Raw genomic sequence first — 12,527 nt, 5'->3', positions numbered from 1 at the left:
CGAGCGGCTGCGGGCCGGGCTCCGGATCGACTCCGGGGCCCGGCCCGCGCCCGTCTCACGCGATGCGGATGAGCTTCTTGTTCACGAACTCCTCGAGGGCGGGGCGGCCCATCTCGCGGCCGGTGCCCGAGCGCTTCACGCCGCCGAAGGGCAGCTCGGCCGCGTCGCCGAGGACGAGGTTGATCCAGACCATCCCCGCGTCGATCCGGTCCGCCAGGCGCAGCGCCTGCTCCTGGTCTGTCGTGTAGAGGTAGGAGCCGAGGCCGTAGGGGGTGTCGTTCGCGAGGGCGATCGCCTCGTCCTCGTCGCGGACGCGGTAGAGCGCGGCGACGGGGCCGAAGAACTCCTCGCGGTAGGCGTCCATCTCGGGCGTGACGCCCTCGAGCACGGCGGGCGGGAAGAAGTTGCCGGTCACCTCGCCGCTGGCGCGGACGGTGGCCCCCTGCTCGCGCGCGGCCGCCAGCTGCGCCTCGAGTCGCTCCGTCGCGGCGGAGGAGGAGAGCGGGCCGAGGAGGGTGCCCTCCGCGAACGGGTCGGCCGGCTGGGCGCGGGTGAACGCCTCCGTGAACTTCTCGGCGAACGCGTCGTACAGCTCGTCGATCACGATGAAGCGCTTCGCGGCGTTGCAGGACTGGCCGTTGTTGTCCAGGCGCGCGGCGACCGCGTCCTCGACCGCCTTGTCGAGGTCGTCGGTCGACAGGAGCACGAACGGGTCGGAGCCGCCGAGCTCGAGCACGACCTTCTTCAGGTGGCGGCCCGCGAGCTCCGCGACGGCCGCGCCGGCCCGCTCGGAGCCGGTGACGGAGACGCCCTGGACCCGGGGGTCGGCGATGACGGTCGCGGTCTGCTCGTTCGTGGCGTAGAGGTTCACGTAGACGCCGGCGGGCGCACCCAGCTCCTCGGCCGCGGTGCGGAACATGTCGGCGATGGCGGCGGCCGACTCCGGGCACTGCGGCGCGTGCTTGAGCAGGATCGTGTTGCCCGCGACCACGTTCGGGCCGGCGAAGCGGGCCACCTGGTAGTAGGGGAAGTTCCACGGCATGATGCCCAGCAGCACGCCCAGCCCGGCGCGGCGGATCAGCGCGGAGCCGGTGCCCTCGGCGAGCTCGATCGGCTCGTCGGCGAGGAAGGCCTCGCCGTTCTCGGCGTAGTAGCGGTAGATGTCGGCGGCGAAGCCGACCTCGCCCTGCGCCTGGTCGAGCGGCTTGCCCATCTCGCGGACGATGATCGCCGCGAGCTCGTCGGCGCGCTCGACGTGCAGCTCTGCCACGCGGGCGATCAGCGCCGCGCGGGTCGTGACGGGCACGGTTCGCGACCACGAGGAGTAGGCGTCCTGCGCCGAGCCGATCGCCGCGGTCAGCTCGGCGTCGCCGAGGGTCGGGTACTCGCGGAGGGTCTCCCCCGTGGCCGGGTCGATCACGGCGTAGTGGGTGCTCATGCGGGCTGTGCTCCTTCGCGCTGGGGGGCCGGTGCGGTCGCGCCGTCCTCGTCGATGATCTCCTGTGCCAGGCGCCTGCCGACGCGGACGGCGCCGTCGACGTGCTGGTAGCCCTCGGCGGCGAGGTCGCTCGTGCCGAAGCGGAGCGGACCCACCGGCTCCAGCTGCAGCGCGCCGTACCGGGTCAGCCCGCCCAGGTCGAAGCTCGCGGCGTACGCGCCCTGCGTCCACTCCTCGGACGCCCAGTCGCTCTCGTAGTAGACGACCGGATCGAGTGCGGCCGGGCCGAAGTAGGCGGCGAGCGAGTCGAGGATCGCGGCCTTCCGCTCCGCCTCGTCGAGCGCGAGCACGCGGTCGGCCTTCTCGTCCGAGACGAAGCCGACCAGGGTGCCGCGCTCCTCCCCGTGGTTCGAGTTGTCGTAGGCCTCGTGCACGAGCGAGTGCGGGCTGAACGCGGTGCCGGAGAGGCCGTCGGCGCGCCAGAAGGGCGTGGCGTAGGTGGCGTGCACCTTGATCACGAGGCCGAGCGACTGGTGCTGCAGGGCCTGCTGCCGCAGGCGCGGGAGCGGCGGGTCGAACGAGATGCGGCCGACGAGGTTCGGCGGCACGGCGACGATCGCACGGCGGGCGCGGAGGACGACGCCGTCGGCGCGCACCTCGACCCCGTCGTGGCCGTGGCGGACGGAGCGGACCGGGTGCCCGAGCAGGACGCGCTCGGCGCCGAGGCGCTCGGCGAGCCGCTCCGGGACCTGCTGGAGGCCGCCGATCACGCGCTTGTCGAGGATGAAGTCGGCGTCGACCAGGTTGCTGAAGCTCCCCGCGCTCGCGGCCATGAGGAGCGCCTGGAGGAGGGAGAAGGCGTGCGCCGGCTTGGTGAGCATGGCGTCGGCGAGGAAGAGGGCGATGTTGGCCCGTGCCTCCTCGTCGTCGCTCTGCTGCTCCAGCCAGGCGGCGAAGGTGATGCGGTCGTAGTCGCGGGCGAGCGGGTGCGTCCACGGCGCCGCCGGATCCGTCTCGGCGACGAGGCGGTCGAGCACCTCGATCAGACGGGAGATCTCGGACTCGGTGCGCTCGCTCCCCGGGAAGATGTCGCCGGTGAAGCGGCGGGCGGAGCCGTCGGCGCCGATGTAGACGCTCTCGCCCTCGCGGTAGCGGGAGTAGGTGCCGAGGCCGAGCTCGTCGAGGGTCTCGAGGAGCGCCGTCTGGTCCGGCGAGACCCACTGGCCGCCGAGCTCGAGGAGCTGCCCGTCGACCACGCGGGTCTCGAGCCGACCGCCCACCCGCTCGCGCGCCTCGACGACGACGACGTCGAGGCCGTGCTGCTGCAGCCGAAGCGCCGCGGTGAGTCCGGTGGCACCGGCTCCGATCACGACGACGTCGTGCTCGCTGGGGGACATGACTTCTCTTTCCGTCGGTGATCGCGGGAGTGGACGCGCGAATACGGACGATCCTGTCACAGAAGCGGAGGAGAACGTCAGTGAGTGCGCCCGATGGAGGGTGGACTCGAAGCGCCCTCGACCGAACTACATAGGCGTGCTATATTGTTTCTCGTGCCCGATTCCAGTGCCCCCGTGCGTCTCGCCTCCGCCGCCACCGCCCTCACGCGGTTCGCGGGGCGGGCGAGCGGAGCGACAGGGCTCGGCGCGCAGTCCGGAGCAGTCTGGTCGACGCTCGCCGAGCTGCGCACCGCCTCCCCCTCCCGCCTCGGCGAGCTCGCCGAGCGGGCCCGCGTCACCCAGCCGACGATGACCGGGATCATCGCCCGGCTCGACGAGGCCGGCTGGATCCGCCGCGTCCACGACGCCGGCGACGGCCGCGCCTGGCTGATCGAGGGCACTCCCGCCGGCTTCGACGCCCTCGCCGAGCACCGTCTCCGCCTCGAGGCCGCCCTGGCCCCGCTGTTCGAGGACCTCGACGAGGACGACCGCCTCGCCCTCGAGCGCGCCGCGACCCTCGTCGAGGCCCGCGTCGCCCGCATCGCCGGCACCCCCGTCCCCTCCTCCCCCGAGAAAGGCTCTACGCCGTGACCACCTCCCCCCACTCGCCCGCCCAGGGCTCGATCCTGAAGCAGCCGCTGGCCGTCTGGGCCGTCGCCTTCGCCGCGGTGATCGCCTTCATGGGGATCGGCCTGGTCGACCCGATCCTCCCGGCCATCGCCGAGAGCCTGCAGGCGACTCCGACCGAGACCTCGCTGCTCTTCACGAGCTACCTCGTCATCACCGGCGTCGTGATGTTCTTCACCAGCTGGCTCTCCAGCCGCATCGGCGCCAAGAAGACCCTCATGATCGGCCTGGTGCTGATCGTGGTGTTCGCCGCGCTCGCCGGCACGGCGGGCAGCGTCGAGGGCGTCATCGGCTTCCGCGCGGGCTGGGGCTTCGGCAACGCGCTGTTCATCTCGACCGCCCTGTCGACCATCGTCGGCGCGGCGAGCGGAGGCTCCTCCGCGGCGATCGTGCTCTACGAGGCCGCGCTGGGCATCGGCATCGCCATCGGCCCGCTGCTCGGCGGGATCCTCGGCAGCGTCTCGTGGCGCGGCCCGTTCTTCGGGACCGCCGTGCTGATGGCCGTCGGCTTCATCGCCATCGCGACGCTCCTGCGCGAGGACGGCCCGAAGCCCGCTCCGACTCCGCTCTCGGCGCCCTTCGCGGCCCTCAAGGTCCCGGCCATCCGCACGCTGGCGGGCGCCGCCCTGTTCTACAACATCGGCTTCTTCGTGCTGCTCGCCTACACGCCCTACCCGCTCGGGCTGGACGAGATGGGCCTCGGCTTCACGTTCTTCGGCTGGGGCCTGGGCGTGGCGGTCACCTCCGTGTTCGTCGCTCCGCTGCTCACCCGGCGCCTCCCGCGCACCGTCGTGCTGCGCTCGGTGCTGCTGCTGCTCGCGCTCGACCTGATCGCCGGCGGCCTCGTGATCTCATCCCGTGTCGGCCTGATCGTCTGCATCATCGTCGGCGGCCTGCTGCTCGGAGTCGTCAACACGGTGCTCACCGAGTGCGTGATGGAGGCGACCGACCTGCCCCGCTCCGTCGCCTCGTCCGCCTACTCCGGCGTCCGCTTCCTCGGCGGCGCGATCGCCCCGCCCGCCGCCTCCGCCCTGGCCGCGGCGATCTCGCCGGCCTTCCCGATGTACGCCGCGGCCGGAGCCGTCGCCGTCGCCGCGCTGATCGTGCTGCTCGGACGCCGCACCCTGGCCCGCGCCGACGCCCACGAGCCCGAGCCCGAGCTCGTCGAGGCGCAGGCGATCACGCTCGGCGAGTGACGCGCCCGGCGGGCTTCAGGGGCCCGCCGAGGCGTCACGAACGGTCGTCATCCGGGCAGGGTGACGGCCGTTCGTGACGCCTGGACGCGGTCGAGCGGGAAGGGCGCAGGATCCGACCTGTGGAGAACCGGTTCACAAGATCGGGAGGCGGGACAGTGGCCGGATGCACGATCCCTCGCCGCTTCCGGTCGGACTCCGCGGCCGCGCCTTCACCGTCGCTGACGCTCGCGCGAGCGGACTGAGCCGCGGGCGGCTCCGCAGCTCCGACCTCCACCGGCCCTTCCACGGGGTCCGCACCGCCGACCCCGACCCCGACCTGCGCCTGCGCGCGCAGGCGCTCCTCGCGCTGGTCGGTCCGGAGGCGCTCCTGAGCCACGTGACGGCGGCGCGGCTCTGGCCGCTCGACCTCCCGCCCGCCGCTGCGGACGAGCCGGTGCACGTCAGCGTCCGCCGGCCGGGACGCGCTCCCCGGCACCGGAACGTCGTCGGCCACGCCCTCGCCGATCCCGACGTCCGCCGCGTCCTGCGCCGCGGACTGCCCCTCACCGATCCGGCCTCGCTCTTCTGCCATCTCTCCGCGCTCCTCGAGCCGGACGACCTCGTCGCGGTGGGCGACGCGCTGGTGCGCACGCCGGTCGTCGGCGATCCGGCCGATCGACGGCCCTGGGTGCCGCTGCCCGACCTGCGGGAGCGCGCGTCGGCCTTCCGCGGTCGGGGCTCGGTGCGGCTCCGCGCGGCGCTCGCTCTGGTGCGCGACGGGGCGGAGTCGCGGCAGGAGTCGCGGTTCCGGCTCGCCTCGGTGCGGGCGGGCCTCCCGGAGCCGGTGCTGCAGGAGCCGCTGTTCGACTCCGACGGGGTCTTCATCGGGCGTCCGGACGGCTGGTACCCCGCGGAGCGGGTCGCGTGGGAGTACGAGGGCGACGATCACCGCACCAGCAACCGGCGCTTCGCGCGCGACCTCGGCCGCTACGACGACCTCGCCTCGATCGGCGTCCGCGTCGTCCGCATCGTCGGCGCCGAGTTCGTCCCCCACCCCGAGCGCTCCGTCGAGCGCCTGCGACGAGCACTCGCGGAACGGGCTCCGCATCGACGACCGCCGAGGGGACGCGAACGGTCGTCATCCCGCTCGGATGACGACCGTTCGTGACCCCTCACGGGAGGGCGCGCGCTCAGGAATCAGGGCGCGACCTCGAAGAGGCGCGGGCGCAGCGCGGACGTGCGCGGGTCGGCGGCGCAGGCGGCGAGCGCCGCCGCGAGGACGCCGCGGGCCGGGTGCGGCTCTCGGACGTACACGTCGACGCCGGCGGGCGTGAACGGAGTCCGGGCGAAGCGGGTGAGCGCCCAGCCCGCCTCCTCGTCGGCGGCGACGAACGACCAGCGGCTGCGGGCGAGGAGGGTCAGCGGCTCGACGCCGCGCCAGCGGAAGCCGGACGGATCGTGCGGGTCGGGGGTGTCGATGCCGACCACGTAGTGCGAGCGCGTGCGGCCGCGCCAGCTGACGACGTCGCCGATCCCGCCGGTCGGGAGCGGCGCGTACGTGATCGCCACCCCCGACCGCGAGCGCCAGAGCGGCAGCGAGGAGCCCCGGACGAACCAGGTGCCGCTCGCGAGCGCTCGGGCGTCGATCATCGGAGAGCGTGCTTGATGTTGGTGCGGGCCAGCGCGACGGCCTCGCCCGCTCCTCCGTTCATCACGATCTTCGAGACCGCCAGCGCGAAGCCCTTCACCTGCGCGCCCGTGATCGTGGGCGGGAGCGAGAGGGCGAGCGGATCCGTCACCACGTCGACGAGGACCGGGCCGCCGTCGGCGAGCGCCGAGCGGAGGGCCTCCTCCACGTCGCGCGGGTCCTCGACGCGGATCCCGCGGATGCCGATCGCCTCCGCCACCTTCGCGTAGTCGACCATCGGCACGTCGACGGCGAAGTCCGGGAAGCCGTCGACCAGCATCTCGACCTTCACCAGCCCGAGCGTGGAGTTGTTGAACACGACGATCGTCACGGGCAGCCGGTAGGCGGCGACCGTGACCAGCTCGCCCATCAGCATCGAGAGCCCGCCGTCGCCGCTCAGCGAGACGACCTGGCGACCGGGGTGCGAGAGCTGCGCGCCGACCGCCTGCGGCAGCGCGTTCGCCATCGAGCCGTGCATGTACGAGCCGAGCAGGCGCCGCTTCCCGTTGGGGGTGATGTAGCGGGCCTGCCAGACGTTGCCCATGCCGGTGTCGGCGGTGACGATCGCGTCCTCGGAGAGCAGGCCGTCGAGCGTGGACGCGACGAGCTCGGGGTGGATCGGGCTGCGCGTGCCGACCTCGGTGTACTTCCCGACGACTCCGGTGACCAGCTTCTCGTGCTTCTTCAGCGTCTTGTCGAGGAAGCGGTGGTCCTTCCGCTGCACGAGCGGGGTCAGCGCGGTGAGGGTCGCCGCCACGTCGCCGTGGACGGGGTGCGCGACGCTGACGCGGCGTCCGAGCTTCGAGGCGTCGCTGTCGACCTGAGCGATCACGACCTTCGAGGCGTCGGGGAGGAACTGCTCGTAGGGGAAGTCGGTGCCGAGGAGGAGGAGCAGGTCGGCGTCGTGCATGCCGGCGTGAGCCGCTCCGTAGCCGAGGAGGCCCGTCATGCCGACGTCGTAGGGGTTGTCGTACTGGATCCACTCCTTGCCGCGCAGGCTGTGCCCGACGGGCGCGCCCACCAGCTCGGCGAAGGCGACGACCTCGTCGTGCGCGTTCTGCACTCCGGCGCCCGCGAAGATCGCGACGGTCCGCGCCTGGTCGATCGCATCCGCGAGGGCGCGGACGTCGGCGTCGGCGGGGACCAGGACGGGCGTCGACGGCAGCACGAACGCGGGGAAGCCGTCCACCGCTTCCAGCTCGGCGATGTCGCCGGGGAGGGTGACCACGGCGACTCCGCGGAGCGCCACCGCGCTGCGCATCGCGGCGTTGACGACCCGCGGAGCCTGGGCGGCGGTCGAGATCAGCTCGCGGTAGTTCGAGCACTCGACGAAGAGCCTGTCCGGGTGCGTCTCCTGGAAGTAGGACGAGCCGATCTCGTTGCTGGGGATGTGGCTCGCGATGGCGAGCACCGGGGCGGAGGAGCGGTGCGCGTCGTAGAGGCCGTTGATGAGGTGCAGGTTGCCGGGGCCGCAGCTGCCGGCGCAGACGGCGAGGCGCCCGGTGAGCTGCGCCTCCGCGCCGGCGGCGAAGGCGGCCGCCTCCTCGTTGCGCACGTGGATCCAGTCGATGCCTCCCTTCTCGGAGCCGCCGCTGCGGCGCACCGCGTCGACGATCGGATTCAGCGAGTCGCCGACGATCCCGTAGATGCGGGAGACGCCGGCGTCGATGAGCTGAGCGATGAGCTGGTCTGCGACCGTCTTCTGAGCCATGACCCCATTCGACCGGACCGGGCTGAGCGTCCGCTACTCCGGAAAGTGGAGATCCGGATCGGGTGCATCCCCCTCGGGACGGATGCCCTGCACCTCTAGCCTGGGAGTCGTCACAGGAACACCTCCGTACCGCTGATCCCGGGAGTCGCCATGAACCGCCGCAGAACCGCCCTCGTCCTGGCCGCCGGCGCGGCCCTCGCCCTCGGCCTGACCGGCTGCTCGGGCCTGAACGGCCTGATGGGAGGCGAGACCCGCGACGACGAGACCGGGGAGATCACCGAGGGCGGGACGACCGACGTCTTCCAGCTGCGCGTGGGCGACTGCCTGAACGGCGAGCTCAGCGAGGAGGCGACCGAGGTCACCGACGTGCCGACCGTGCCCTGCACCGACCCGCACGTCTACGAGGTGTTCCAGAACCTGACGATGGCCGACGCCGACGAGTACCCGGGCGAGTCCGTCGCGACGGAGCAGGCCGAGACCGACTGCGTCACGGCGTTCGAGTCGTTCACCGGGATCGGCTACCAGGACTCGGCGTACGACTTCAGCTACTACTACCCGACCGCCGAGAGCTGGGGCACGGGCGACCGCACGATCAACTGCATGATCACCGACCCGAACGGGCCGAGCACGGGCACGCTGGCGGGCGTCGCGGCCTGATCGCGATCCCCGCGCGCGGAGGTGCCGGTCCCGCCGAGCGCTCCGCGCGCGGCCCGGGTCAGTCGCGGTCGCGCGCGGGGAACAGGCGCAGGAGCAGGCCGGAGCCGATCCAGACCACGGCGATCCCCGAGACGAGCCAGGAGGCTCCGAGGCCGGACGCCGCTCCCGCCAGCACGGCGCCGACGGCCGCGGCGGCGGAGCGCAGCCCCGCGCCGATCGTGAACACCTGCGAGCGGACGGCGGCAGGGCTCTCCTGGTCGCGCAGCAGCAGCATCGCCGCGTTCGAGGGGGCCGTGAAGACGCCCGCGACCGCGAAGGCGGCGATCGCCACGACGACGCCCAGGTCGGGGACGGCGATCAGGAGGACGGCGCCGGTCGCGATGTAGGCGGCGCCCATGGTCCACGCCGGCGGACGGCGGGTCCAGCGGCGAGCCGCCACGGCGAGGGCGCCGAGCAGGCCGCCCACGGCGAAGGCGGTCAGGATCCACGCGGCGGCGTCGGTGCTGCCCAGCCGCTCCACCGAGAGGCTGATCGCCGCGACTCCCGCCGCTCCGCCCGCGACCTGGCTGAGCGTGCCCGCCGAGGTGACCACCGCGATCGGACGGTGCCGCACGAGGTGGGTGACGCCCGCGACGATCGTCCGCAGCACGCCGACGGTCGGCGCCGGACGGGCCTCCATCGCCAGGCCGAGCGACCCGACGACGCCGATGAGGGCGAGGACCGCCATGGCGAGCATCGCGGTCCGCGCTCCCCCGACTCCGACCGCGAGGCCCACGATGGCCGGCCCGCTGATCGAGGCGACCGTGTACGAGAGCGAGTCCTGCGCGTAGGCGCGGCGCGGCTCCGGGATGGCGCTCGTGACGAAGCTCGACATGCCGCCCATGTAGACGGGCGTCGCGAGCCCCGCGAGGAGCAGCAGCACCACGATGAGCGGCGTCGGCACCTCGCCGAGGAAGGCGGCGACCGCGAAGGCGACGGCGGTCGTGAGCGCGGCGCCGACCAGGAGCCGGCGGGGGCGGCGGACCCGGTCGAGCACCGTGCCGACCAGCGGCGCGGCGATCACGGCGGGGAAGAGCGCCGCTCCGGTCAGGGCACCGCCGAGCGCGACGTCGCCGAGACGCTCGACGGCGAGGACGGGGAGGGCGACGACCATGCCGGCGCTGGCCAGGCGGAGGGGGATCGACGCGGCCTGGTAGCTGACCGCGCTCATGCGGGACCGGGGATCGACATCATCTCCGATGGTGCCACGGCTGCGGGGCCGGGTCGGCCGGGGAGGCAGGCCACCGGCCTCTGAGCGGCCTGCGGCGGCGCGCCCTAGGCGATCGGCGTCCGCGCCGCGAGCTCGGCCGCCGCCGCGACGCCCAGGCGCCAGGGCGCGCCGTGGCCGGGCAGGAGTGTCCGCGCCCCGGTCCCGGCGAGGACCCGCAGCGAGTCGAGGGCCTGCGCCGTGTCGGCGGTCGCGGCGCGCGCGACCAGGTGCGGGCCGGTGCGCGCGGAGTAGGGGTCGAGCGTGACCAGGGCGTCTCCGCCGATCACCGCATCGCGCTCGGGCAGGTGCAGCGAGACGTGCCCGTCGGTGTGCCCCGGAGTCGCGAGCACGCGGGGCGATCCGGGCACGTCGAGCACCGCTCCGGCGGTCAGCGGCAGGGTCCCGTGCACGGGCGGCACCGCGAGCGCGCCCGCACGGGCCATCGCTCCGAGCACCGGGATCGCGGAGGGGTGCAGCAGCGGGTACACGAACGGCGTGCGCTGGCGGCGGTAGGAGTAGGGCTGCGCGGCGAGCGGCTCGTCGGCCGCGTGCAGGTGCACGGGGACGCCCCGCCGGACGAGGCTGCGGGCGACGCCGAGGTGGTCGAAGTGCGCGTGGGTCAGCACGAGGGCGTCGATGTCGCCGAGCGAGCGGCCGAGCACCTCCAGCGCACGGACCAGGTGCGGCCACGTCCTCGGGAGTCCGGCGTCGACGACGGTCAGCCGGCCGGCCTCCTCGATCAGGTAGAGGTTCGTCCAGGCGTGCTCGAGCCGGTGCACCCCGGGCGCGACGTCCCGGTGCAGGCTCGCGCCGCCCCCTCGCCGCTGCTGCCGGCCCTGCTGCTCGCGCTGCTGCTGCTGCTCGCGCTGCTGCTGCTCCATCGTGCTCCCGCCCCTCCGGGCCCGCGCCCGATCGCGACGACGCTACGAGCGTCTGCGACGGATCGGACAGGGCGTTGACGGCGGGGGTCCGCGTCGTGCAGGGCTCAGCGGCGCCGCCCGCGGAGGGCGAGCTGCACCGCCGCGAGCAGGAGGAGGACCGCGAAGAGGATCCCGGACACGCGCGCCGGCAGGAGGAAGGAGAGCGCCACTCCGGCGAAGGAGAACGCCGTCGCGGTGAGCCCGACCACGAGGCCCGCGCGCACGTCGAGCAGGCCGCGCCGGGCGTTCGCGATCGAGCCGGTGACCGCCGTGGGGATCATCGCGGCCAGCGAGGTGCCCTTGGCCAGGAGGTCCGCGAGCCCGAAGGCGCCGACCAGGACCGGCACGGCGATCGCTCCGCCGCCGATGCCGAAGAGGCCGGAGGCGACGCCCATCCCGACGCCGAGCCCCGCGAACCCGGGCCACACGCCCCAGCCCTCGGCGACGTCGCCGGTGTCGTTCGAGCCGAACACGGCCATCCGCACCGCCGCGGCCACGAGCAGCGCCACGAACATCCAGCGCAGCACCCCCAGAGGCAGCCGCGCGAGCAGCCAGGATCCGGCCACCGCCCCGAGCATCGCCGCAGCCGCGATCACCGCCGCCGGGACCCAGGCGACCTGGCCGGCGAGGGCGTAGCCGAACGCTCCGGCGACCGAGGTCGGAGCGATCGCGAGCAGCGAGGTGGCGGAGGCGCGGCGCTGGTCCATCCCGGCCCACGCGATCAGCATCGGCACCATCACGATCCCGCCGCCGACGCCGAACGCGCCCGACAGGGTCCCGCCGACCGCGCCGATCAGGGCCAGGACGAGCAGGGCGCGCGGGCGCATGCGCGCGGCCGTCCGATCGGGGAGGGGCGCCTGCGGGGCGGTCGCGTCGGTCACGGCTCCATGCCACCACAGCACCGGGCCGAGGGCGAATCGACGGGCGTCGACCGCGTTCCTGAGAGGACCGGCCCGGCCCGGCCCGCCTCTCTGGCAGTTGCCTGGGCGGGCCGGATCCGACCGTGACGTTCGGCGTCGACGGAGCGTCCTACCTGCATACCCCGCCTGATCGAGCGATCGGGCCCCGAGCGAAAGAGGAGACCATGGCCGAGACCACCGCGACCACCACCCGTCAGACCAGCACCGGATCCGGACGCACCGTGATCGAGGACGGCGTCATCGCCAAGGTCGCCGGCATCGCCGCGCGCGAGGTCCCGGGCGTTCACGCCCTCGGCGGAGGAGCGGCCCGAGCGATCGGCGCCATCCGCAGTGCGATCGGCAACGACGACCGCGGCCAGGGCGTCAAGGTCGAGGTCGGCGAGCGCCAGGTCGCCGCCGACATCACCATCGTCGCCGAGTACCCCGCGCCGCTGCAGAAGGTCGCCGAGGACGTGCGCTCCGCCGTCGCCGACGCCATCCAGCACATCGCCGGCATGGAGGTCGCCGAGATCAACGTGACCGTCCAGGACGTCCACATCCCCGAGGACGACACCCAGGAGTCCGACCCGCGCGTCGTCTGACCCGTTCCCCCCGCACCGACGCCCCGGGCCGAACGGCACCGGGGCGTCGGTGCGGGGGGAACGGGTCAGACGACGCGCGGGTCGGACTCCTGGGTGTCGTCCTCGGGGATGTGGACGTCCTGGACG

General features: G+C 73.8%; 12 protein-coding genes. 5 read left to right on the top strand and 7 right to left on the bottom strand.

Going from position 1 to position 12,527, the window contains the following annotated elements:
* Positions 1-55 precede the first annotated feature (55 nt).
* Both C5C30_RS03885 and C5C30_RS03880 read right to left on the bottom strand, forming a co-directional pair.
* The gene (locus tag C5C30_RS03885; RefSeq protein ID WP_104269731.1) at positions 56-1,438 is read right to left on the bottom strand and encodes an NAD-dependent succinate-semialdehyde dehydrogenase; all 1,383 of its coding nucleotides are present in this window, start codon (positions 1,436-1,438) and stop codon (positions 56-58) included.
* The gene (locus tag C5C30_RS03880) at positions 1,435-2,835 is read right to left on the bottom strand and encodes an NAD(P)/FAD-dependent oxidoreductase (protein ID WP_104333217.1); all 1,401 of its coding nucleotides are present in this window, start codon (positions 2,833-2,835) and stop codon (positions 1,435-1,437) included. The genes C5C30_RS03885 and C5C30_RS03880 overlap by 4 nt, the downstream gene beginning before the upstream one ends.
* 153 nt (positions 2,836-2,988) lie before the next feature.
* Between C5C30_RS03880 and C5C30_RS03875 the strand changes: the two genes are divergently transcribed.
* From C5C30_RS03875 to C5C30_RS03865, 3 genes are all read left to right on the top strand, one after another.
* Positions 2,989-3,465, top strand: a complete 477-nt coding sequence (locus C5C30_RS03875; RefSeq protein ID WP_181131440.1) for a MarR family winged helix-turn-helix transcriptional regulator — start codon at positions 2,989-2,991, stop codon at positions 3,463-3,465.
* Positions 3,462-4,697: an MFS transporter gene (locus C5C30_RS03870; RefSeq protein WP_104333215.1), complete on the top strand. Its 1,236-nt coding sequence runs from the start codon at positions 3,462-3,464 to the stop codon at positions 4,695-4,697. Before C5C30_RS03875 ends, C5C30_RS03870 begins: the two co-directional genes overlap by 4 nt.
* Before the next feature lie 163 nt (positions 4,698-4,860).
* Positions 4,861-5,844 (top strand): hypothetical protein, encoded by a 984-nt coding sequence (locus C5C30_RS03865; RefSeq protein WP_104333214.1) that lies wholly within the window; start codon positions 4,861-4,863, stop codon positions 5,842-5,844.
* Positions 5,845-5,873: 29 nt separating this feature from the next.
* Here the strand turns inward: C5C30_RS03865 and C5C30_RS03860 are convergent, their stop codons facing one another.
* Together C5C30_RS03860 and C5C30_RS03855 are read right to left on the bottom strand one after the other, a co-directional pair.
* Positions 5,874-6,326 carry a hypothetical protein gene (locus C5C30_RS03860; RefSeq protein ID WP_104225142.1) on the bottom strand — a complete coding sequence of 151 codons (453 nt, stop codon included), beginning with the start codon at positions 6,324-6,326 and terminating at the stop codon, positions 5,874-5,876.
* A complete protein-coding gene (locus tag C5C30_RS03855) occupies positions 6,323-8,074 on the bottom strand; it encodes a pyruvate dehydrogenase (protein ID WP_104333213.1) in 1,752 nt (583 codons plus the stop codon). The genes C5C30_RS03860 and C5C30_RS03855 overlap by 4 nt, the downstream gene beginning before the upstream one ends.
* 150 nt (positions 8,075-8,224) lie before the next feature.
* On the opposite strand from C5C30_RS03855, the gene C5C30_RS03850 reads away from it, so the two are divergent.
* A complete protein-coding gene (locus C5C30_RS03850; RefSeq protein ID WP_104226088.1) occupies positions 8,225-8,731 on the top strand; it encodes a septum formation family protein in 507 nt (168 codons plus the stop codon).
* Positions 8,732-8,789: 58 nt separating this feature from the next.
* Here the strand turns inward: C5C30_RS03850 and C5C30_RS03845 are convergent, their stop codons facing one another.
* The 3 genes from C5C30_RS03845 to C5C30_RS03835 all read right to left on the bottom strand — a co-directional run bounded on the left by C5C30_RS03845 (position 8,790) and on the right by C5C30_RS03835 (position 11,781).
* The gene (locus C5C30_RS03845; protein ID WP_104262790.1) at positions 8,790-9,941 is read right to left on the bottom strand and encodes an MFS transporter; all 1,152 of its coding nucleotides are present in this window, start codon (positions 9,939-9,941) and stop codon (positions 8,790-8,792) included.
* Between the two features lie 104 nt (positions 9,942-10,045).
* Positions 10,046-10,861: an MBL fold metallo-hydrolase gene (locus C5C30_RS03840; protein ID WP_104333212.1), complete on the bottom strand. Its 816-nt coding sequence runs from the start codon at positions 10,859-10,861 to the stop codon at positions 10,046-10,048.
* A 104-nt stretch (positions 10,862-10,965) separates the two neighbouring features.
* Positions 10,966-11,781 (bottom strand): sulfite exporter TauE/SafE family protein, encoded by an 816-nt coding sequence (locus C5C30_RS03835; protein ID WP_104333211.1) that lies wholly within the window; start codon positions 11,779-11,781, stop codon positions 10,966-10,968.
* 203 nt (positions 11,782-11,984) lie between these two features.
* Between C5C30_RS03835 and C5C30_RS03830 the strand changes: the two genes are divergently transcribed.
* Positions 11,985-12,401 carry an Asp23/Gls24 family envelope stress response protein gene (locus C5C30_RS03830; protein ID WP_104225148.1) on the top strand — a complete coding sequence of 139 codons (417 nt, stop codon included), beginning with the start codon at positions 11,985-11,987 and terminating at the stop codon, positions 12,399-12,401.
* Positions 12,402-12,527 lie beyond the last annotated feature (126 nt).

It is taken from the genome of Rathayibacter sp. AY2B5, from assembly GCF_002931645.1.
Lineage (GTDB): Bacteria > Actinomycetota > Actinomycetes > Actinomycetales > Microbacteriaceae > Rathayibacter.
Note: the sequence above shows the minus strand (reverse complement) of the source record. Positions and strands in the feature narration are given on the sequence as shown.

Coding starts and splice junctions, on each gene's coding strand:
- C5C30_RS03840 (WP_104333212.1), bottom strand. CDS start 10,861: ATGGAGCAGCAGCAGCGCGAGCAGCAGCAGCAGCGCGAGCAGCAGGGC.
- C5C30_RS03830 (WP_104225148.1), top strand. CDS start 11,985: ATGGCCGAGACCACCGCGACCACCACCCGTCAGACCAGCACCGGATCC.
- C5C30_RS03855 (WP_104333213.1), bottom strand. CDS start 8,074: ATGGCTCAGAAGACGGTCGCAGACCAGCTCATCGCTCAGCTCATCGAC.
- C5C30_RS03865 (WP_104333214.1), top strand. CDS start 4,861: ATGCACGATCCCTCGCCGCTTCCGGTCGGACTCCGCGGCCGCGCCTTC.
- C5C30_RS03845 (WP_104262790.1), bottom strand. CDS start 9,941: ATGAGCGCGGTCAGCTACCAGGCCGCGTCGATCCCCCTCCGCCTGGCC.
- C5C30_RS03860 (WP_104225142.1), bottom strand. CDS start 6,326: ATGATCGACGCCCGAGCGCTCGCGAGCGGCACCTGGTTCGTCCGGGGC.
- C5C30_RS03885 (WP_104269731.1), bottom strand. CDS start 1,438: ATGAGCACCCACTACGCCGTGATCGACCCGGCCACGGGGGAGACCCTC.
- C5C30_RS03880 (WP_104333217.1), bottom strand. CDS start 2,835: ATGTCCCCCAGCGAGCACGACGTCGTCGTGATCGGAGCCGGTGCCACC.
- C5C30_RS03850 (WP_104226088.1), top strand. CDS start 8,225: ATGAACCGCCGCAGAACCGCCCTCGTCCTGGCCGCCGGCGCGGCCCTC.